An 18,204-nucleotide genomic window follows, 5' to 3' on the forward strand; every position below is an offset into this window, starting at 1 on the left:
TTCGTGCACGCGTCGGTACGCGTAGCGAGGAGTGCACGAAGTGCTCGACGAGCGGACCTTGGTGATGCGCGCGCGCTGGATCATCACCGCAGTGGCAGCCCTCTGGCTGGCCGCGCTTGGCCGTGACCGGCTGGACGATTGGATCGACGCCACGATCCTGCCGCCCCTTGCCGTCGAAACCTCGGTCGAGGTGCTGGACCGCGACGGGCGGCTCTTGCGCGCCTATACCGTGGCCGATGGCCGCTGGCGGCTGGCCCTGCCGCCGGACCGGGTGGACCCGACCTACATCGCGATGCTGCTGGCCTATGAGGACAAGCGGTTCCAAGACCACGCCGGCGTCGACCCCCGGTCAATGCTGCGGGCAGTGCTGCAGGCGGCATGGAACGGGCGCGTCATTTCGGGCGGGTCGACCCTGACGATGCAGGTCGCGCGCCTGCTGGAAGAGGGGACGACCGGTGAGGTTGGCGGCAAGCTGCGCCAGATGCGGGTTGCGCTGGCCTTGGAACGGCGGCTGACCAAGGATCAGATCCTGCAGCTTTATCTGCACCTTGCGCCCTTTGGCGGCAACCTTGAAGGGGTCCGCGCCGCCTCGATCAGCTATTTCGGCAAGGAACCGCTGCGCCTGACCCCGGCCGAGGCAGCGCTGCTGGTCGCCATCCCGCAAAGCCCGGAAACCCGCCGCCCCGACCGCGCCGCCGACCGGGCCGAGGCCGCGCGCAACCGGGTTCTGGCCCGGGCGGTGGGCGAAGGGGTGATCGACGCCGATGAGGCCGAGGCCGCCCTGCGTGAGGCTGTGCCGGGCCTGCGCAAACCCTTCCCCGCCTTTGCGCCCCATCTGGCCGACCGGGCCCGCGCGGAGGACCCTGCCCGCCTGACCCATACCCTGTCGCTGGACCGTGACTTGCAGGCCAAGCTGGAAACGCTGGCAGCCGAGGCGGTGGCAGGCCGGGGCGAAGCCTTGCAGGTGGCCATTCTGGTGGCCGACCACGCCTCGGGCGAGATCCTCGCCTCGGTCGGGTCGGCGGGGTATCAGGCCGATCTGCGGCAGGGCTTTGTCGACATGACGCAGGCGCTGCGGTCGCCCGGGTCAACGCTGAAACCGCTGGTCTATGCACTGGCCTTCGATCAGGGGCTGGCGCATCCCGAAACGATGATCGAGGACAAGCCCACCAGTTTTGGCAACTACGCGCCGCAGAATTTTGACCGGATGTATCGCGGTACGATCCGGTTGCGTGAGGCGTTGCAACTGTCGCTGAACATCCCCGTCGTGGCCTTGACCGAAGCGCTTGGCCCGGCCCGCCTGATCTCGGCCATGGAGAAGGCGGGGATGCGGCCGGTGTTTCCCGGCGACCAGCCGGGGCTGGCGATTGCGCTTGGCGGTGTGGGAGTGACGCTGTCGGACATGGTGCAGCTTTACGCCACGCTTGCCCGGGGCGGTGTGGTGCGGCCGCTGACCTACCGGCTTGAAGACGCGACAGCCGAGGGGCAGCGGGTGGTGTCAGGCGTGGCCGCCTGGCAGGTGGGTGACATTCTGGCGGGCCTTGCACCGCCGCCGGGGGCACCGAGCAACCGGCTGGCCTACAAGACGGGCACGTCCTATGGCCACCGCGATGCCTGGGCGATCGGCTATGACGGGGGCAATGTCATCGGCGTCTGGATGGGGCGGGCGGATGGCACGCCGGTGCCGGGGGCCTTCGGGGCGGATGTGGCGGCACCTGTCCTGTTTCAGGCCTTCAACCGGCTGAAGCGCCAGCTTGTCCCGCAGCCCCCGGCCCCTTCCGCTACGCTTCTGGTGTCAAACGCGGAATTGCCGCAACCCTTGCAGCGGTTCCGGTCCCGCAGTGCCGCGTTCGAGGCGGAGGCGGATGCCCCCGCCGTGGCCTTTCCACCCGACGGCGCCGAGGTGGAACTGTTGCCAGCGGGCCTGATGGTGCGGGTGCGGGGCGGGACGGCGCCCTTCACCTGGCTGGCCGACGGGGTGCCGGTGATCGTGGCGCTGAACGCGCGTGAGGCCATGCTGGCGCTGCCCGGTCAGGGGTTCGTGACGCTGAGCGTGATCGACGCTGAGGGGCGGTCAGCGCGGGCGAAGGTGCGGGTGCACTAGCCGCGCCGGGTGCGGTGCACGTCCGGAATTTTTGAAAATTCCGGGCCGGAGCCTTCAAAGGCTCCGCCGCGATGTCTTCGAAGACATCGCTTGGCCCGATTGCCAGCCCCGATTGCTAGGCCCGCTCGATGGCCAGCGCGATGCCCTGACCGCCGCCGATGCACATGGTGACAAGGGCCGTCTTGCCGCCCGTCCGCTCCAGCTCATGCAGGGCTTTCACCATCAGCATCGCCCCGGTGGCACCGACCGGGTGACCAAGCGCAATGGCCCCGCCGTTGGGGTTCACCCGGGCAGGATCAAGGCCCAGTGCGCGCGAGACGGCCAGGGCTTGTGCGGCAAAGGCCTCGTTCGATTCGACGATGTCGAAGTCCTGCGGCTTGATCCCCAGTTTGCGGCACAGCGCCTGCACTGCCGGGATCGGGCCAAGGCCCATCACCTTGGGATCCACCCCGGCATGGGCATAGCCCATGATCCGGGCCCGGCTTCCCTTGGCGCTGCGCGACAGGACCAGCGCCGCCGCCCCGTCATTGATGCCCGAGGCATTGCCTGCGGTCACCGTGCCATCCTTCTGAAAGACGGTTCGAAGCCCGGCCAGCGCCTCGATGCTGGTGGCCTTGGGGTGTTCGTCGGTGTCAAACACCGTAGGGCCCTTGCGGCCCGGAACCTCGATCGCCACGATCTGATCCTTGAACCGCCCTTCGGCAATGGCGCGTGCGGCGCGGGTCTGGCTTTCCAGCGCGAAGGCGTCCTGATCGGCCCGGCTGATGCCGTGCTGGGCGGCCACGTTTTCCGCCGTGACGCCCATATGGCCAGTGCCGAACGGGCAGGTCAGCGCGCCGGTCATCATGTCCAGCGCCCTTGTGTCGCCCATCTTCTGGCCAAAGCGCGCGGCGGGCAGGATGTAGGGCGACCGGCTCATGCATTCCGCCCCGCCGGCCAGCGCCAGTTCGGCGTCGCCCAGCATCAGCGCCTGCACCGCCGAGACAATCGCCTGCGCGCCAGAGCCGCACAGCCGGTTGACGTTCATCGCGGGCGTGGTTTCGGGGATACCGGCCTGCATCGCCATGACGCGCGACAGGTACATGTCGCGCGGTTCGGTGTTGATGACATGGCCCATGACGACATGGCCGATCTGCCCGCCTTCGACCCCGGCCCGCTCCAGCGCGGCTTTCGCGGCCTGCGTGGCGATGTCGATCGGGGGCAATCCGGCAAGCGCGCCACCAAACCCGCCGATGGCGCTGCGGGTGGCGGAGAGGATGTGGATATCGGTCATTGGGTCCTCGCTGAAGTGTTTCGCACATCATGCACGAAAGCGACGCATGGGAAGAGTCTCCGTAGCGTCACGCCTGCGCCATTGACAGTCCATGGCCCCCGGAGGAGATCAGTGCGACCAACAGGAGACCATCTTGAAAGACCTGATCAGGGCCAATGCGGGCCTTTTGTTCGCCGGGGTGGCGACCTTCGTGATGATGGGGGCCGGGCAGTCGCTTTATGGCCCTGCCCTGCCGGCCTTTTCGCGGCTCTTTGGTGTCACGTTGGCCGAGGCGGGGGTGCTGGTGTCGGCCCATTGGGTGGGCTGCTTCATCGGCGTCGGGTTCATGTACCTGAAAGGTGGCGTGGTCACGCCGCGCCATGCGCTGGCGGCGATGGCGATTGGCGCAGCCGGCGTGGCGGCGCTGGCCGGGTGGTGGGCGACGATCGCCGGGGCTGTGGTGTTCGGCCTAGGCTACGGGATGTCGACCGCCGTGTTCAACCCGCGCGTGCTGCGGGCCTTCGCCGACAAGGGCCCGTCGATGCTGAGCCTGCTGAACGCGACCTTCGGCGTGGGGGCCATTGCCGCACCGCTGATCTTTGTGGCCTTGGGCAGCGATCCGCGCTGGTCCTTCGGGCTGACCGCGGCGCTGGCGGCGGTGATCTGGCTGTTCGCGGGGCCTGCCGGGCGGGCCGGGGCCGCCCCTGCAGCAGAGGTGCGGGCGTTCAAGCCGCATTGGGGCATCATGGCCTTTGGTCTGGTCGCCATCGGGATGGAGGCCTGCCTGATCGGCCTTGGACCCACCGCGCTGATCCGGGCCGGTGTCGCGGAAGCGACGGCGGCAGAACTGCTGAGCGCGTTTTTCGTGGTGTTCCTCCTCGCACGGGTTGGCCTGATCTTTGTGGCACACCGGGTTGCGCCCTTCGTGCTTTACACGGCCTCTATCGCCGTGGCGGCGGTTTGCGCGCTTGGGTCGGCGCTGGTGTCGCCGGCGGTGTTCTTTGTGGCGATGGGGGCACCGGCGGGGCTGTTCTTCCCGGGTTTCTACGTCACCGCCAGTGGCAAGATGGGCGAGGATCTGCGGGTGCCGCCAACGATCATTGCCGCGGGTCTGGTGGGCGGGATCGGCGCGCCGTTGATCGTGGCCCCGCTGATGGCAGGCATGGGCGAGCGCGGGTTCTTCTGGCTGGTGGCAGGGGTAACCGTCACGCTGACGGTGGCGGCGGTCCTGTCCCTGCGGCGGATGCGCGTGTGATGCGCGCGCCGGAGTTTTCGAAAACTCCGGACCGGAGCCTTTGAAGGCTCCGTCACGATTTCTTTAAAGAAATCGGTGACTTGGCCTAGCGGCCTGCCTGCCATTCCGCCACGCTTTCCAGCGGGTAGATCAGCATGAGCACGTTCAACGCCAGCCCATCGCGGATGACCCAGATCGTCACCCCTTCGGCCAGCAGGATCAGCGCGACCGTGGCCCAGACCGGCAGGCGCGAGGCCAGCCAGAAGCCCAGCACCATCGCCAGAATATCCGCCACCACGTTCAGAACCGAATCGCCGTAGTAATCCAGCGAGATCGTCACCGCGCGGTAGCGTTCGATGATCGCGTCGGAATTCTCCACGATCTCCCACGCCGCCTCGACCGCCGTGGCGATGGCCAGCCGCCAGCCAAAGGACAGTCGTCTGGCCACCAGCCACAGCGCGCCAAAGAACAGGAAGCCGTGAATGACATGGCTGGGTGTGTACCAGTCGGAGATATGCTGCGAATTCTCCGAGCTTACCACCTGACCGTGCCACAACTTGATGGTGCCGCATTTGCAGATCGGCTCGCGCCCGATCCACAACAGATAGGCAGCGGTCAGGAGGATTATCCCGACGACGACAAGGGCTGGCGCAAGGCGTCTGATCATAGCGTGAAGGGACCACGGGTCATGCGTCCCGTCCAGAGGAATGAAGATGCGATGTCAAAGATTGTGGCCTTTGTTGCCCTGACAGCGGCGACACCGACTTTGGCCTGCGCGTGCGGGGAGGCTGGCGGATGCGGCTGGACTTGCCTTCCATCGTTCGGCCCACATGTTGGAAGCTGTGGATGAGGCCCGCAACCACGGCCAGACTGGCCACCGCCCGGGAGGCTTTGAGATGACGGAAAAGAACCCCTATCGCTTTGGCCCGACGCGGGGCGAGTTGTGGGGCTGGCTTGCGATCAGCGCCGGGGGGCTTGGCCTTCTGGGCGGCGCGCTGGCCTTTCGCGGCCTGCCAACCGGCCCGGCGCTGGTTGAGGTGGTGGGGATCGCGGGGCTTTTGTTCGGCTATCTTGGCGCACGGTCGATCAAGCGGTTGATCCGGCAGGAACATCCCTAGTTTCCGGCCCGGTCGCCCCTGGCTGCAATCGCAACGGCTGGAAGGTCAGCGCAGGTCTTCGACAATCAGCTTGCGGCGGCCTGTCGTGGTGAGAAGCGAGGCCTCATGCCCTTCGATCACCACGGCGGACAGCGCGCCGCCATAGGCGGCGCTGCTGTCAAGGTTCAGCCGGTTGCCATAATGGGTGGCCTGATCCAGCGCGGTATGGCCATGCACGATCAACGGGCCGAAACTGCCCGTGTAGGACAGGAACGGCTCGCGGATCCAGACAAGATCGGTCTCGGTCTGGTTGGTGAGGGCAAGGCCGGGGCGGACACCGGCATGGACAAAGGCGCAGTCGCCCGCGCGGTGCAGCGTCGGGCGCGCGGCCAGAAAGTCGAGGTGCGCCTGCGGCACAGCGGCAACGGCATCGGCATGGACCTTGGCCACCGGGCGGTCGCCCGCATTTTCCACCCCGTAGGATCGCAGCGTGTCAGACCCTCCAAGGCGCGGGTGCAGCCAGGAAAGCTCGGCCCGCAGGCCCGGTTCGGGTTCATGCGGATTGGCCATGAAGCGGGTGAACATCCGGTCATGGTTGCCTTTCAGGACCACCCAGTCCTGCCCCGCGGCGATGCCTTGGATCAGGAAATCGATCACCCCCCGGCTGTCGGGGCCGCGGTCCACCAGATCGCCGACATGGATGACCTGTCCCGGACCATGCCGGGCCATGTCATCCGCGATACGGTCATGCGCCGCCTGCAGCAGGCCGAGGTGACCGTGAATGTCGCCGATTGCGTAGAGGTGCATCAATGAAGCCTTGCGCCTTTTGCCTGCTCCCGGGGGGTTTCACACCCCCCGGTCCCCCCGTGGGATATTTGGGCCAGAATGAAAGGGCAAGGGGTAGTGGGTCAGCTGACCTCGAACTGCAGGGCCTTCACTTGCTGGAACATGCCGGTGCCTTCCAGGGTGTCGATGACCTTGGGGTCGATCGGCTGGTCCAGATAGAGGATCGCGATGGCGTTCTGGCCGACTCCGGACCGGCCAAGGGTGAAGTTGGCGATGTTGACGTTGTTCTTGCCCATGGTCATGCCGAGCAGGCCGATGATGCCGGGCACGTCTTCATTCGTGGTGTAAAGCATATGGGCACCGATTTCGGCGTCGATGTTGATGCCCTTGATCTGGATGAAGCGCGGCTTGCCATCGGAGAAGCAGGTCCCGGCGACTGACCGTTCGCGGCTGTCGGTGACCATGGTGACTTTGATATAGGCGTCAAAGGTGCCGGTCTTGTCCTGCTTGGTGGTGGAGATCTGGATGCCCTTTTCCTTGGCCACCACCGGCGCGGAGACAAGGTTCACATCCGGGTTCTGCGCCTTCAGCACGCCTGCGATCACCGCCTGATTCAGGGCGGCAAGGTTCATGGCGGCGACGGTGCCGTCATAAAGGATGTTGATCGCCTTGATCGGTTCATCCGTCATCTGGCCGATGAAGCTGCCAAGGTGCGAGGCGAGCTTGATCCACGGGCCCATCACCGCCGCTTCTTCCGCCGTGACGTTGGGCATGTTCAGCGCGTTCTGGACGGCACCGGTCAGCAGGTAATCCGACATCTGTTCAGCCACTTGCAGGGCCACGTTTTCCTGCGCTTCGGTGGTCGAGGCACCGAGGTGGGGGGTGCAGACGACATTGGGCAGGTTGAACAGCGGGCTTTCGGTGGCGGGTTCGGTTTCGAACACGTCCAGCGCGGCGCCTGCGACATGGCCGGATTTCAGTGCCTCGGCCAAAGCCGCCTCATCGATCAACCCGCCGCGGGCGCAGTTGATGATGCGGACGCCCTTTTTCGTCTTGGCAAGGTTTTCGGCCGACAGGATGTTGCGGGTCTTGTCGGTCAGCGGGACGTGGAGGGTTATGAAATCGGCCCGGGCCAAGAGGTCATCAAGGTCAACCTTGGTCACGCCAAGCTGCTTGGCACGCTCTTCCGACAGGAAGGGGTCATAGGCCACGACCTTCATGTGGAGGCCTACCGCGCGGTCACAGACGATGCCGCCGATGTTGCCCGCGCCGATCACGCCAAGGGTCTTGTTGAACAGCTCTACCCCCATGAAGCGCGACTTTTCCCATTTGCCAGCCTGGGTGGAGGCGTTCGCCTCGGGCAGTTGGCGGGCGACGGCGAACATCATCGCGATGGCGTGCTCGGCGGTGGTGATGGAGTTGCCGAAGGGCGTGTTCATCACGATCACGCCCTTTTTGGACGCGGCCGGAATGTCGACGTTGTCGACCCCAATCCCGGCGCGGCCCACGACCTTGAGGCGCGTGGCATTGGCCAGAAGCTTTTCGGTCACCTTGGTGGCGGAGCGGATGGCGAGGCCGTCATACTGGTCGATCACCGCAGCAAGGGCGTCCTTGTCCTTGCCGAGTTTGGGGAGGTAGTCGACCTCCACCCCGCGATCGCGGAAGATCTGGACGGCGGTTTCGGAAAGTTCGTCGGAAACGAGGACTTTGGGCATGGGGATGGTCCTTGGATATCGGGGGAGAGAGTCGGGCTGAAGCCCGACCTACGAATTTGGGAACTGTCGGGCGTGACGGCGTAGGTCGGGCTTCAGCCCGACCCGGCCATCACGCGGCCTGCGCTAGCGCTGCGATCTCGGCGTGGAAGGCGTGGGCGATCCAGGGCATCAGGTCCTGCACGTCCGCCGTTTCCACCGTCGATCCACACCAGATGCGCAGGCCGGGGGGCGCGTCGCGGTAGGCCCCCATGTCAAAGCCCGCGCCAGCCGCCTCGATCCGTTTGGCGACGGCTTTGGCGAAAGCCTCGCCATCGGTGATGCGGGGGTCGGTGAACTTGAGGCAAACGCTGGTGGTGGAGGCGGTCGCGGGGTCTTCCGCGAGGTTCGCGATCCAGGGGTTCGCGGCGCAGAAGTCATGCACGACCTTGGCGTTGGCGCTGGCCCGGGCGATCAGGGCCGGAAGCCCGCCGATGGATTTGGCCCATTTGAGGGCCACAAGGTAATCTTCATTCGCCAGCATCGAGGGGGTGTTGATCGTCTCACCCGCGAAGATGCCTTCGATCAGCTTGCCCTTGGCGGTCAGCCGGAAGATCTTGGGCAGCGGCCAGGCGGGGGGGTAGGTCTCCAGCCGCTCCACCGCGCGGGGGGACAGGATGATGACGCCATGCGCGCCCTCGCCCCCCAGCACCTTCTGCCAGGAGAAGGTGGTGACGTCGAGCTTTGCCCAAGGCAGGTCCATCGCGAAGGCGGCAGAGGTCGCATCGCAGATGGTGAGGCCGGCGCGGGTTGCCGGGATCGCGTCGCCATTGGGCAGGCGGACGCCGGAGGTGGTGCCGTTCCAGGTGAAGACGACGTCCTTGTCGAAATCCACAAGGCCAAAGTCCACGATCTGCCCATAGGGCGCCACGCGCACCGTGGCGTCCAGCTTCAGCTGTTTCACCGCATCGGTGACCCAGCCTTCGCCGAAGGATTCCCACGCCAGCATCTCAACCGGGCGCTGGCCGAGTAGCGACCACATCGCCATCTCGACCGCGCCGGTGTCCGAGGCGGGAACGATGCCGATCCGGTAGTCGGCGGGCACGCCAAGGATGTCACGCGTCAGCTCGATCGCCTCGCGCAGCTTGGCCTTGCCAACGCTGGCGCGGTGCGACCGGCCAAGCGGCGCGTCGGCGAGCATATCAAGGGAATAACCGGGGATCTTGGCGCAAGGGCCAGAGGAAAAGCGCGGATTTGCCGGGCGCTTGGCCGGGGGGGTCAGGTCTGTCATGGTAGCCTTCCAGCTAAAAGCCCTTCGTTGGGGAAGGGTGTCCCGCCGCCGTGGGTAATGATCTGCGCGCTCTGGCACAAGCCGGAAAATCGCGGTAATGCGCCGCATCGTCGCGAAAAAGCGACACGCCCGTTCACTATCGGAAACCTGCGCGCAATGTTCACTGTCACCCTTCTGACCAATCCCGCCACCCCGGTGCTGGAGCGCGTGACGGTGGAATCCCTCCGCAACGCCTGGGGTGGTGGCGAGGCGCGCTGGCTTGATCCCGGCGTGGCGGCGGAATTCGACGTGGGGACGATCCCCGCGAACCGCTGGGAAGTCTGGGAGGGGTTGCAGGGTTTACGGGTCGATCTGGTGGTTCAGCCGACGGCGGGGCGGAAAAAGCGGCTGCTCATCGCGGATATGGATTCGACGATGATCCAGCAGGAATGCATCGACGAGCTGGCGGATGAAGCCGGGGTCGGGGCGCATGTGGCGGGCATCACGGCGCGGGCGATGAATGGGGAGATGGATTTCGAGGCAGCGCTGCGCGAGCGGGTGGGTCTGCTGACAGGCCTGCCTGAAGCGGTGATTGGCCGCGTCCTGCGCGACCGGATCACGCTGATGCCGGGGGGTGCCACGCTTCTGGCGACCATGAAGGCGAACGGTGCCCACACGGCGCTGGTGTCGGGCGGGTTCACGGCCTTCACCTCGGCAGTGGCCCGGCAACTGGGGTTTGATGAAAACCACGCGAACACCCTTGGCGTCGAAGGCTGCACTTTGACGGGCAAAGTGGCCGAGCCGATCCTTGGCAAGGAAGCCAAGCTGCAGGCGCTACAGGAAATCTCCGCCCGGCTGGGCATCACCCCGGCCGAGGCGCTGGCGGTCGGGGATGGCGCCAACGATCTGCCGATGCTGCTTGCCGCCGGAGCCGGTGTCGCACTGCACGCCAAGCCCGTTGTGCAGGCGCAATGCGACATACGGGTGAACCACGGCGACCTGACGGCGCTGCTTTACCTGCAAGGCTATAGCGGAGACGCCTTCGCATGCTGATCCGCGCCGCGACGCCCGCTGACGCGCGCCAGATGGCCGATGTCCTGAATGCCGTGATCGCCCTAGGCGGCACCACGGCGCACGAGCACCCCAAAACCGAAACCCAGGTCCGCGAAAGCTATGTCACCGGGCCGCATGTCCTGTCTTCGGTCGTGGCAGAACTGGATGGCCGCGTCGTCGGCTGGCAATCGGTGGAACACTGGCAGGGTGAGGCGCATATCGGCACCTTTGTGCAGCCGGGCCTGCAGGCCAAAGGGGCGGGCACGCGCCTGTTCGAGGCGACCTGCGCCACGCTGCGGCCAAAGGCCGTGCGCTGGATCATCGCCTCGATCCGGGCGGATAATGTGCCGGGGCTGGCCTATTACGCCCGGATCGGCTTTCGCGACATTGCCGCCGAGCCCGACTTCGCGCTCTCCGACGGTCGCAAGGTCGGCCGCATCCACCGCCGGTTCGACCTCTGACCACCGGCTGTCCAAATGAGCGCTTCGCGCGAAGACCTTTTGTCTCGTCGTCGGGCTTCGCCTCCTCCTCGGCGGCGGGGGCGCTTCGCCCCCCGCACCCCCAGAGAGTATTTGTCTAAGGAGCAAATGCAGTTGCTCTTTAGCCAAATACTCCCGCCGGAGGCTCCGCCCTTTCACCGTTCGGAACGCCAAGGCACCGGTCCGTGGCAACGCCGCCGAGCGGGGCCTCGATGGCCCCCGAGGCGGCTCCCCCTTGCCCCCGCTGCGGGAAGCGGCCACAAACCTGCGGATGTTCGAGATTGCCACAGAACTGGCCCTGCTTCTGATCCTCGCCGCCTTCTGCGCCGGGATGGTTGACAGCATTGCCGGCGGGGGTGGCTTGATCACGGTGCCGGCGCTGCTGCTGGCCGGGGCCTCACCGGTTGAGGCGCTGGCCACGAACAAGCTGCAGGGCACCTTCGGGTCTGCGACGGCCATGGCCACCTATGCGCGGTCAGGTCATGTTCGCCCGTTGGACCAGTTGGGCATGGCCGCCGTCGCGGCGGCTGCCGGGGCCGCGGGGGCGCTGGTGGCACATCTGATCCCGGTCGAGGTGTTGCGCATCATCATGCCGGTCGTCCTGATCGGGGTCGCGCTGTTCTTCGCGCTGAAGCCGGGGCTGACCGATGACGCCCGTGCCGCACGGATCAGCCCGGCGGTATTCGGGCTGACGGTGGTGCCGCTGGTCGCGGCCTATGACGGCTTCTTCGGGCCAGGAACGGGATCGTTCTACATGATGGGCTTCGTGCTGCTGGCGGGCTACGGCGTGCTGAAGGCGACGGCGCATACCAAGATGCTGAATTTCGCGTCCAACCTAGGCAGCCTGCTGGTCTTTCTGCCGCTTGGCGCGACGTGGTGGGCGGTGGGGCTGGCGATGGCGGCGGCGCAGGTCTGCGGGGCCGCCCTTGGGGCGCGGCTTGCGATCCGGATCGGTGCCGGGCTGATCAAGCCGCTGCTGGTCGTCGTCTCGACCGCGATGGCGGTGCGGCTCTTGTGGCAGGCCATGGCCTGACGCGGGCCCAACGGGCGCAAATCGCCGCACCTGATTGAGCGGGCCGGTTCAGTTCCTATCTTTGATCAGGAAAGGAACCCGACCCATGACCGATACTTCTTCTGTCCCGCTTGACCTTCACAAGGCCCCCGAGGGCATCTCTGACCGCATCGCACTTGGCATCGTCAAGTTCATGCGCGTCTTTGCCGACGCCTTCTTTTCCAAGCGCTACGGCCACCGGGCCGTTGTGCTGGAAACCGTGGCAGCCGTTCCGGGCATGGTGGGGGGCCTTCTGCAGCACCTGAAATCCCTGCGCCACATCCGCGAGGATGAGGGCTGGATCCGCGAGCTTCTGGACGAGGCCGAGAATGAGCGGATGCACCTGATGACCTTTATCCACATCGCCAAGCCCTCGCTGTTCGAGCGGGCGCTGATCATGGGTGGGCAGGCGATCTTCTTCAACACCTACTTCTTCCTTTACCTCTTCGCCCCCAAGACCGCGCATCGCGTGGTGGGCTATCTGGAGGAAGAGGCTGTGGTCAGCTACACCGGCTATCTGGAACAGGTCGACAGCGGTTTTGTCGAGAATGTCGCCGCCCCGAAGATCGCCATCGACTACTGGAAGCTGCCCGCCGATGCGCGCCTGCGCGATGTCATCATCGCCGTCCGCGCCGATGAGGCCAAGCACCGCGACGTGAACCATGGCTTTGCCGATGTGCTGGCCGCCGGGGCGTCGAAGCGGGCCGTGCCGGAAGGCCGGGCGCTGGACTAGGCGCCCCAGTCCGCCGCCTGCATCTCACGCAGGCGGCTGGCGGTGCGTTCGAATTCGAAGGCGCCTTCGCCTTCGATGTAAAGGCGCTCCGGTGCCTCAGCCGCGCTGGCGATCAGGCGGACGCGTGCCTCATAAAGCGCGTCGATCAGGGTGACGAAGCGTTTTGCCTCGTTGTAATTGGCGGCGGAAAGCTGGGGGATGTCTTCCAGGATGAGCACCCGCACGGCCCCGGCAATCGCCAGAAAATCCCCCGGACCCAAAGGTTTGGAGCAAAGCTCCCAGAAACTCGCCCTTCCGATGCCATTGGCGAAGCGCGGCAAGGTCAGGGTGCGTCCGTTCACCTCCAGCACCAGTGGGGCTTCGGGCGCGCCGCCGGTCAGGTCGGACCAGAGCGCTGCGATCTGGGCCGTGGCCGTTCTGGCGGGGTGGAAGTAGACTTGGGCCCCGGCAAGGCGATGCTGGCGATAGTCAGTCGGGCTTTCCAGCTCCACCACCTGCAGCCGGTCTTCCAGCATGGCGATGAAGGGCAGGAACAGCACCCGGTTCAGCCCGGTCTTGTACAGGTCCTGCGGCGGACGGTTCGAGGTGGTGACAATCACGATCCCCGCCGCAAACAGCTTTTCGAACAAGCGCCCCACTATCATCGCATCGGTGATGTCGTTGATCTGCATTTCGTCAAAGGCCAGCAGCCTTGTGTCGCGGATCACCGCCTCGGCCACCGGGTCAAGCGCGTCTTCGACACCTGCCTTGCGGGCGGCATGCAGGCCACGGTGCACCTCCTGCATGAAGGCGTGAAAATGAACGCGGCGCTTTTGCGGGATGTCCACAGTGTCGGTGAACAGGTCCATCAACATCGACTTGCCGCGCCCGACCCCGCCCCAAAGATACATCCCCTTCGGCGGCGTCACCGGCTTGGCGAACAGCCCTGCAAACAGGCCGACACGGCGGGTCGCGTTCGCCTCCAGCCACTGGCGCAGCGATTCCAGCGGGACCAGCAGCGCGTGCTGGGCCGGATCGGCGCGCAAGCTGCCTTCTGCGACGCGGGCCTCGTAAATCTGGGTCAGGGTCTGGCGCATGGGCTTAGAGGGGCGCGAGGATCAGCCCCTCGGGACCGTCCAGCGCGGCGGCAAGGCCGGGGACCCGCAGGCGCGACCAAAGGCCGTGGGCGGCACGGGTTGCCTGAGCGGGCTGGTACAGTTCGATCATCCCCCCGGCATAGGCCAGAAACCGGACGGGGATCATGCCTTCGGGGCGGGTCAGGTCCACGGCGGCGGTCAGGCGGGCACCTTGCGCTTCGAAGAACGCCTGCATCGCGGGCAGGTCGTGGCAGGGGATGCCGATATGGTCATGGCCCACGCCGGGGGCGGCCCCGGTGATGCGCTGGCAAAGCTCGATCCGGGCGGTTTCGGGACCGGACAGGTAAACAAAGCGCAAGCCGTCGCCCCAGAATTCCGGGATCATCTCAGCCCCGTTCGGGGTGACCGTGGCGTCAAGGCTGGCCCCGGCGGCCATCAGCGCGGCAAGGCTATCGTCGATGTCGGGCACGGTCAGCGAGATATGGTCGATCCGGCCATGGCCCTGCGGCTGCCCCGCCACCAGATGCACCGCCTGACTACCGCGCCGCATCAGCCCGGCCTCAGGCGCAAAGCCGAAGACCCCCGCCAGCAGTGCGGCGGCGCGGTCAGGGCTTGGGACGGTCAGTTCGGGGACAAGCACGGGGACCGCCTCAGCCAAAGGTCATCGGATCGGGGCCGCAACGCACCCCTTCGTCAAGCGTGGCCATCGCGGCCATCTCGCCCTCGGTCAGGGCAAAGTCGAACACGTCAAGGTTCTCGGCCAGCCCCGCCTTGCGCGTGGACCGCGGAATGACCGACGCGCCAAGCTGAACATGCCAGCGCAAGATCACCTGCGCCGGGCTTTTGCCGGTGCGGGCAGCGACGGCCTGCACCGGGGCGGCGGTAAAGCTGTTCCCCTGACCCAGTGGCGTCCAGCTTTGGGTGACGATCCCCATCCGGTCATGCAAGGCCCGCAGTTCGGATTGCTGCAGCCGGGGGTTAAGCTCGATCTGGTTCAAGACCGGGATCACCCCGGTTTCCCCGACCAGCCGCTCCAGATGCGAAGGCTGGAAGTTCGACACGCCGATCGACCGGATCCGCCCCTCATCCCGCAACTGGACAAACGCCCGCCAAGTTTCAAGATAGCGGTCGCGGGCCGGGCACGGCCAGTGGATCAGGCACAGGTCCACGCGGTCCATCCCCAGCCGCTTCAGGCTTTCCTCGACCGCGCGCAGCGTGCTGTCATGGCCCTGTGCGTCGTTCCAGACCTTGGTGGTGACGAACACCTCATCCCGTGACAGGCCGCTTTGCCGGATGCCTTCGCCCTGCCCCACTTCGTTGCCATAGATCGCCGCCCCGTCAATCAGCCGGTAGCCCATGCCCAAAGCCGTGGCGACGGTTGTCGCGGTGGTTTCAGCCGGCACCTGCCAGATGCCAAGGCCAAGCTGCGGGATCATGTGGCCATCGTTCAGGCGCAGGCGGGTGGGGGTCATCGGGCTTCCTCATTTGACGGCGCGAGAAAGCGGCATGTCGCCGCTGATGGCAAGCGGGAAATGGCTTGGGCGGGCAATGAAGGGGTGCGGCACTTACCATCCGGCGCCTCCCCTCCCCCCCGTGGGGAGGGGAGGGGGGTGGGGGGCACCCGGAAAGGGGGGAAGGGCGGCACCCCCCTCCCATCGCCATATGGGGGAGGGAATCCCCCGCCCCAAAGCCGCTTTCACGATGACCCGCCGTCGCGAAGGGCCAAGGCAGCCGTCTCGGGCCAGGAAAGCCAGACCATCGGCCCACCGGTTTCGGGCAACCCGCCAAGGGCGCGGTCGGGGGCGGTCAGCTTCAGCGTCTGCCCCTGCCAGTCGAAGATGCAGGTCCCCATCGCGCCGGAAAAGATGCGCTGCACCAGCCGGGCCTGCAGGCGGTGGCGGGTTTGCGGGGCCTCGACACTGGCCGTCAGCACTTCAGGGCGCAAAGCGATGCTGGCCGTCGTGACCCCCGGCAGCAGGGTCCCATCGGCCAGCCGCAAACCATTGGGTTCCACCGTCCCGGTCAGGATGTTCGCCTCGCCCAGAAAGCGGGCGGTAAAGGCGTCCTGCGGGTCATCATAGACCGCGCGCGGGGGGCCGTGGCGGACCAGACGGCCATCTTTCAGGATGCCGATCTGGTCAGACAGGGTCAGCGCTTCTTCCTGATCATGGGTCACGAAAATCGTGGTGATCCCCACCTCACGCTGGATGCGCTTGAGTTCGATCTGCATCTCGACCCGCAAGGCCCGGTCCAGCGCCGAAAGCGGTTCATCCAGCAACAGGACCCGGGGCCGCGTGACAATGGCCCGCGCCATGGCCACCCGCTGCCGCTGCCCGCCCGAAAGCTCGGACGGCTTGCGGGCGCCAAGCGGGCCAAGCTGGACCAGATCCAGCACTTCGGCCACGCGCTTGGCGCGGTCCGGGCCGGGGATGCGCCGCACTTCCAGCCCAAAGGCCACATTCTCGGCCACGGTCATGTTGGGAAACAGCGCATAGTTCTGGAACACCATGCCGATGTTGCGGTCTTCAACCGCCGTCCCCTCCACCGGCTGATCGCCGATGAAGATGCGCCCCCTATCGGGCTGCACAAACCCCGCAATCGCGCGCAGCAGTGTCGTCTTGCCGGAACCGGAGGGGCCGAGGAGCCCGAAAAACCCGCCATCCGGGAAGGTCAGCGTCACATCGTCCAGCGCCTTGGTCGGGCCATAGAACTTCGACAGGCCCTCGACGCGCACTTCGCTCATCTGGTACCCCCGAACTTTGCATAGCGCGCGGCCAGCACCATCACCGCCATGGACACCGCGATGATGATCGTCGACACCGCGTTGATCTCGGGCGTGAACCCCTTGCGGATCGCGCTGTAGATCAGCACCGGCAGCGTGCTGTCGCCCGGTTCGGCCAGAAAGTAGCTGACGACGAACTGGTCAAAGCTGACGGCAAAGGCAAACAGCGACCCGGCGATGATGCCGGGGGCTGCATGCGGCAGGATCACCTTGCGCGCCACGGTCAGGGGCCGCGCGCCAAGGGAACGGGCCGCCTCCTCCAGCGCGCGGTCAAAGCTTTGCATGCGGGCAAAGACGGTCACGATGACATAGGGCAGCGCAAGGGCCACATGGCCGATGATGACCGCCGGGGTCCCCCGCCCGATCCCGACGCCGAAGAAGAAGATCAGCATCGCCGTCCCGGTGATCAGCCAAGGCACCGCGATCGGCGGGAAAAGCAGCGCCTGCAGGACACGCTTGCCCGGAAAGTCATGCCGCCACAGCGCCAGCGTCGCCATGGTGCCAAGGACGGTGGCAACCCCCGCCACGACCAGCGCAATCCAGACCGACCGCCAGGCGGCGGCGAGAATCTCATCGTTTGTGAACAGGCGTTCATACCACTCGGTCGAGAACCGGAACGGCAGGGCGTAGAACTCGGAGGCGTTGAAGCTCATCACCGCCATGACGGCGATGGGGGCGTAAAGGAAGATCAGGATCAGGCCCAGATAGGCACGGGCCAAGGCATGGCGGATCATGTTGCCGCCCTCCGCAGCGCGGGGCTTGCGGCGGCGAGGATCAGGAGCACCACGGCCAGCAGGATGAACGAAAGCGCCGCCCCCAGCGGCCAGTTGAACACCGCCACGAACTGATCCTCGATCAGCGTGCCATAGGTCGTGCCAACCCGCCCGCCCAACAGGCGAGGCTCCATGAACGATCCCACGACCGGCACGAACACGAGCACTGCCCCGGCGATCAGACCCGGCATCGCCAAAGGCAGGATCAGCCGCCACAGGATGCGCGGAAAGCGGGCGCCAAGGCTGCGGGCGGCCTCGATCACCGTATCATCAATGGCTTGCAAGGACAGGTAGGTGGTCAGGATGACGTAAGGCAGATAGGAATGGACCAACCCGATCACCATCGCCGTCTCGCTGAACATCAGGTTCAGCTTCACCTCCCACGGGCTGACCGCATTCACCGCCCGGTCCAAGACCCCGTTGCCGCGCAGCACGATGGCCCAGGAAAACACCCGCACCAGCGCGTTGGACCAGAAGGGCAGGATGACCAGCAAAAATAGCGCCTCACGCGACCGGCCCTTGATCATCCGGGCCAAAATATAGGCGCAGGGAAAGCCAAGGATCACGCACCAGACAGTCACCCAGAACGCCAGACGCAAGGATTTCCACAGCAGGATCGCATAGGTCGGGTTGGTCAGCGCCTGCGTGTAGTTGGCCAATGTGAACGACCAGTCACGATCCCCGAACGAGACATCCGTCAGAAGGCTGAAGAACGCCATGGCTGACAGCGGCAGAAAGACCGCCACTGTCAGCCAGACATAGGCGGGCGCCAGCAACCCCAGCGTCCGCAACCGTTCTGTGCCGGTCAATTGACCACCCCCAC

18 protein-coding genes are annotated in these 18,204 nt (G+C 66.1%); 7 read left to right on the forward strand and 11 right to left on the reverse strand.

The window, feature by feature from the left end:
• Positions 1 to 61 precede the first annotated feature (61 nt).
• Positions 62 to 2,104, forward strand: coding sequence for a penicillin-binding protein 1C (gene pbpC, locus EI545_RS02945; RefSeq protein ID WP_125327214.1), 2,043 nt, complete (start codon positions 62 to 64; stop codon positions 2,102 to 2,104).
• Between the two features lie 115 nt (positions 2,105 to 2,219).
• Here the strand turns inward: pbpC and bktB are convergent, their stop codons facing one another.
• The gene (bktB, locus tag EI545_RS02950) at positions 2,220 to 3,377 is read right to left on the reverse strand and encodes a beta-ketothiolase BktB (protein WP_125324084.1); all 1,158 of its coding nucleotides are present in this window, start codon (positions 3,375 to 3,377) and stop codon (positions 2,220 to 2,222) included.
• Between the two features lie 133 nt (positions 3,378 to 3,510).
• On the opposite strand from bktB, the gene EI545_RS02955 reads away from it, so the two are divergent.
• Positions 3,511 to 4,611, forward strand: a complete 1,101-nt coding sequence (locus EI545_RS02955) for an MFS transporter (RefSeq protein ID WP_164517192.1) — start codon at positions 3,511 to 3,513, stop codon at positions 4,609 to 4,611.
• Positions 4,612 to 4,696: 85 nt separating this feature from the next.
• Here EI545_RS02955 and EI545_RS02960 read toward each other — a convergent pair whose 3' ends face one another.
• Positions 4,697 to 5,257 (reverse strand): DUF2585 domain-containing protein, encoded by a 561-nt coding sequence (locus EI545_RS02960; protein WP_125324086.1) that lies wholly within the window; start codon positions 5,255 to 5,257, stop codon positions 4,697 to 4,699.
• Between the two features lie 163 nt (positions 5,258 to 5,420).
• Between EI545_RS02960 and EI545_RS02965 the strand changes: the two genes are divergently transcribed.
• Positions 5,421 to 5,708, forward strand: a complete 288-nt coding sequence (locus EI545_RS02965) for a hypothetical protein (protein WP_125324087.1) — start codon at positions 5,421 to 5,423, stop codon at positions 5,706 to 5,708.
• Between the two features lie 45 nt (positions 5,709 to 5,753).
• On the opposite strand, the gene EI545_RS02970 is transcribed toward EI545_RS02965, so the two are convergent.
• The 3 genes from EI545_RS02970 to EI545_RS02980 all read right to left on the reverse strand — a co-directional run bounded on the left by EI545_RS02970 (position 5,754) and on the right by EI545_RS02980 (position 9,455).
• The gene (locus EI545_RS02970) at positions 5,754 to 6,494 is read right to left on the reverse strand and encodes a metallophosphoesterase (RefSeq protein WP_125324088.1); all 741 of its coding nucleotides are present in this window, start codon (positions 6,492 to 6,494) and stop codon (positions 5,754 to 5,756) included.
• A 101-nt stretch (positions 6,495 to 6,595) separates the two neighbouring features.
• A complete protein-coding gene (gene serA, locus EI545_RS02975; RefSeq protein ID WP_125324089.1) occupies positions 6,596 to 8,188 on the reverse strand; it encodes a phosphoglycerate dehydrogenase in 1,593 nt (530 codons plus the stop codon).
• Positions 8,189 to 8,297: 109 nt separating this feature from the next.
• A complete protein-coding gene (locus EI545_RS02980; RefSeq protein ID WP_125324090.1) occupies positions 8,298 to 9,455 on the reverse strand; it encodes a phosphoserine transaminase in 1,158 nt (385 codons plus the stop codon).
• Between the two features lie 156 nt (positions 9,456 to 9,611).
• Here EI545_RS02980 and serB point away from each other — a divergent pair, with 156 nt between their 5' ends.
• From serB to EI545_RS03000, 4 genes are all read left to right on the forward strand, one after another.
• The gene (serB, locus tag EI545_RS02985; protein WP_125324091.1) at positions 9,612 to 10,487 is read left to right on the forward strand and encodes a phosphoserine phosphatase SerB; all 876 of its coding nucleotides are present in this window, start codon (positions 9,612 to 9,614) and stop codon (positions 10,485 to 10,487) included.
• Positions 10,481 to 10,948, forward strand: coding sequence for a GNAT family N-acetyltransferase (locus EI545_RS02990; RefSeq protein WP_125324092.1), 468 nt, complete (start codon positions 10,481 to 10,483; stop codon positions 10,946 to 10,948). The genes serB and EI545_RS02990 overlap by 7 nt, the downstream gene beginning before the upstream one ends.
• A gap of 289 nt (positions 10,949 to 11,237) precedes the next feature.
• Positions 11,238 to 11,999, forward strand: a complete 762-nt coding sequence (locus EI545_RS02995; protein WP_125324093.1) for a TSUP family transporter — start codon at positions 11,238 to 11,240, stop codon at positions 11,997 to 11,999.
• A gap of 85 nt (positions 12,000 to 12,084) precedes the next feature.
• Complete coding sequence (locus tag EI545_RS03000; protein WP_125324094.1) at positions 12,085 to 12,750, forward strand: alternative oxidase; 666 nt, start codon at positions 12,085 to 12,087, stop codon at positions 12,748 to 12,750.
• Here the strand turns inward: EI545_RS03000 and zapE are convergent.
• From zapE to EI545_RS03030, 6 genes are all read right to left on the reverse strand, one after another.
• A complete protein-coding gene (zapE, locus tag EI545_RS03005) occupies positions 12,747 to 13,826 on the reverse strand; it encodes a cell division protein ZapE (protein ID WP_125324095.1) in 1,080 nt (359 codons plus the stop codon). The genes EI545_RS03000 and zapE overlap by 4 nt on opposite strands.
• Before the next feature lie 4 nt (positions 13,827 to 13,830).
• On the reverse strand, positions 13,831 to 14,466 hold the full coding sequence (locus tag EI545_RS03010; RefSeq protein ID WP_125324096.1) for a VOC family protein: 636 nt from the start codon (positions 14,464 to 14,466) through the stop codon (positions 13,831 to 13,833).
• Between the two features lie 10 nt (positions 14,467 to 14,476).
• The gene (locus EI545_RS03015; protein WP_125324097.1) at positions 14,477 to 15,298 is read right to left on the reverse strand and encodes an aldo/keto reductase; all 822 of its coding nucleotides are present in this window, start codon (positions 15,296 to 15,298) and stop codon (positions 14,477 to 14,479) included.
• Between the two features lie 224 nt (positions 15,299 to 15,522).
• Positions 15,523 to 16,569 carry an ABC transporter ATP-binding protein gene (locus tag EI545_RS03020; RefSeq protein ID WP_125324098.1) on the reverse strand — a complete coding sequence of 349 codons (1,047 nt, stop codon included), beginning with the start codon at positions 16,567 to 16,569 and terminating at the stop codon, positions 15,523 to 15,525.
• Positions 16,566 to 17,342, reverse strand: coding sequence for an ABC transporter permease (locus EI545_RS03025; RefSeq protein WP_125324099.1), 777 nt, complete (start codon positions 17,340 to 17,342; stop codon positions 16,566 to 16,568). The genes EI545_RS03020 and EI545_RS03025 overlap by 4 nt, the downstream gene beginning before the upstream one ends.
• A complete protein-coding gene (locus EI545_RS03030; protein WP_245990261.1) occupies positions 17,339 to 18,190 on the reverse strand; it encodes an ABC transporter permease in 852 nt (283 codons plus the stop codon). Before EI545_RS03030 ends, EI545_RS03025 begins: the two co-directional genes overlap by 4 nt.
• Between the last annotated feature and the right edge of the window lie 14 nt (positions 18,191 to 18,204).

The sequence above is a fragment of the Tabrizicola piscis genome, assembly GCF_003940805.1.
GTDB lineage: Bacteria > Pseudomonadota > Alphaproteobacteria > Rhodobacterales > Rhodobacteraceae > Tabrizicola > Tabrizicola piscis.

Coding starts and splice junctions, on each gene's coding strand:
- bktB (WP_125324084.1), bottom strand. CDS start 3,377: ATGACCGATATCCACATCCTCTCCGCCACCCGCAGCGCCATCGGCGGG.
- EI545_RS02960 (WP_125324086.1), bottom strand. CDS start 5,257: ATGATCAGACGCCTTGCGCCAGCCCTTGTCGTCGTCGGGATAATCCTC.
- EI545_RS02965 (WP_125324087.1), top strand. CDS start 5,421: ATGTTGGAAGCTGTGGATGAGGCCCGCAACCACGGCCAGACTGGCCAC.
- EI545_RS02970 (WP_125324088.1), bottom strand. CDS start 6,494: ATGCACCTCTACGCAATCGGCGACATTCACGGTCACCTCGGCCTGCTG.
- serA (WP_125324089.1), bottom strand. CDS start 8,188: ATGCCCAAAGTCCTCGTTTCCGACGAACTTTCCGAAACCGCCGTCCAG.
- EI545_RS02980 (WP_125324090.1), bottom strand. CDS start 9,455: ATGACAGACCTGACCCCCCCGGCCAAGCGCCCGGCAAATCCGCGCTTT.
- serB (WP_125324091.1), top strand. CDS start 9,612: ATGTTCACTGTCACCCTTCTGACCAATCCCGCCACCCCGGTGCTGGAG.
- EI545_RS02990 (WP_125324092.1), top strand. CDS start 10,481: ATGCTGATCCGCGCCGCGACGCCCGCTGACGCGCGCCAGATGGCCGAT.
- EI545_RS02995 (WP_125324093.1), top strand. CDS start 11,238: ATGTTCGAGATTGCCACAGAACTGGCCCTGCTTCTGATCCTCGCCGCC.
- EI545_RS03000 (WP_125324094.1), top strand. CDS start 12,085: ATGACCGATACTTCTTCTGTCCCGCTTGACCTTCACAAGGCCCCCGAG.
- zapE (WP_125324095.1), bottom strand. CDS start 13,826: ATGCGCCAGACCCTGACCCAGATTTACGAGGCCCGCGTCGCAGAAGGC.
- EI545_RS03015 (WP_125324097.1), bottom strand. CDS start 15,298: ATGACCCCCACCCGCCTGCGCCTGAACGATGGCCACATGATCCCGCAG.
- EI545_RS03020 (WP_125324098.1), bottom strand. CDS start 16,569: ATGAGCGAAGTGCGCGTCGAGGGCCTGTCGAAGTTCTATGGCCCGACC.
- EI545_RS03025 (WP_125324099.1), bottom strand. CDS start 17,342: ATGATCCGCCATGCCTTGGCCCGTGCCTATCTGGGCCTGATCCTGATC.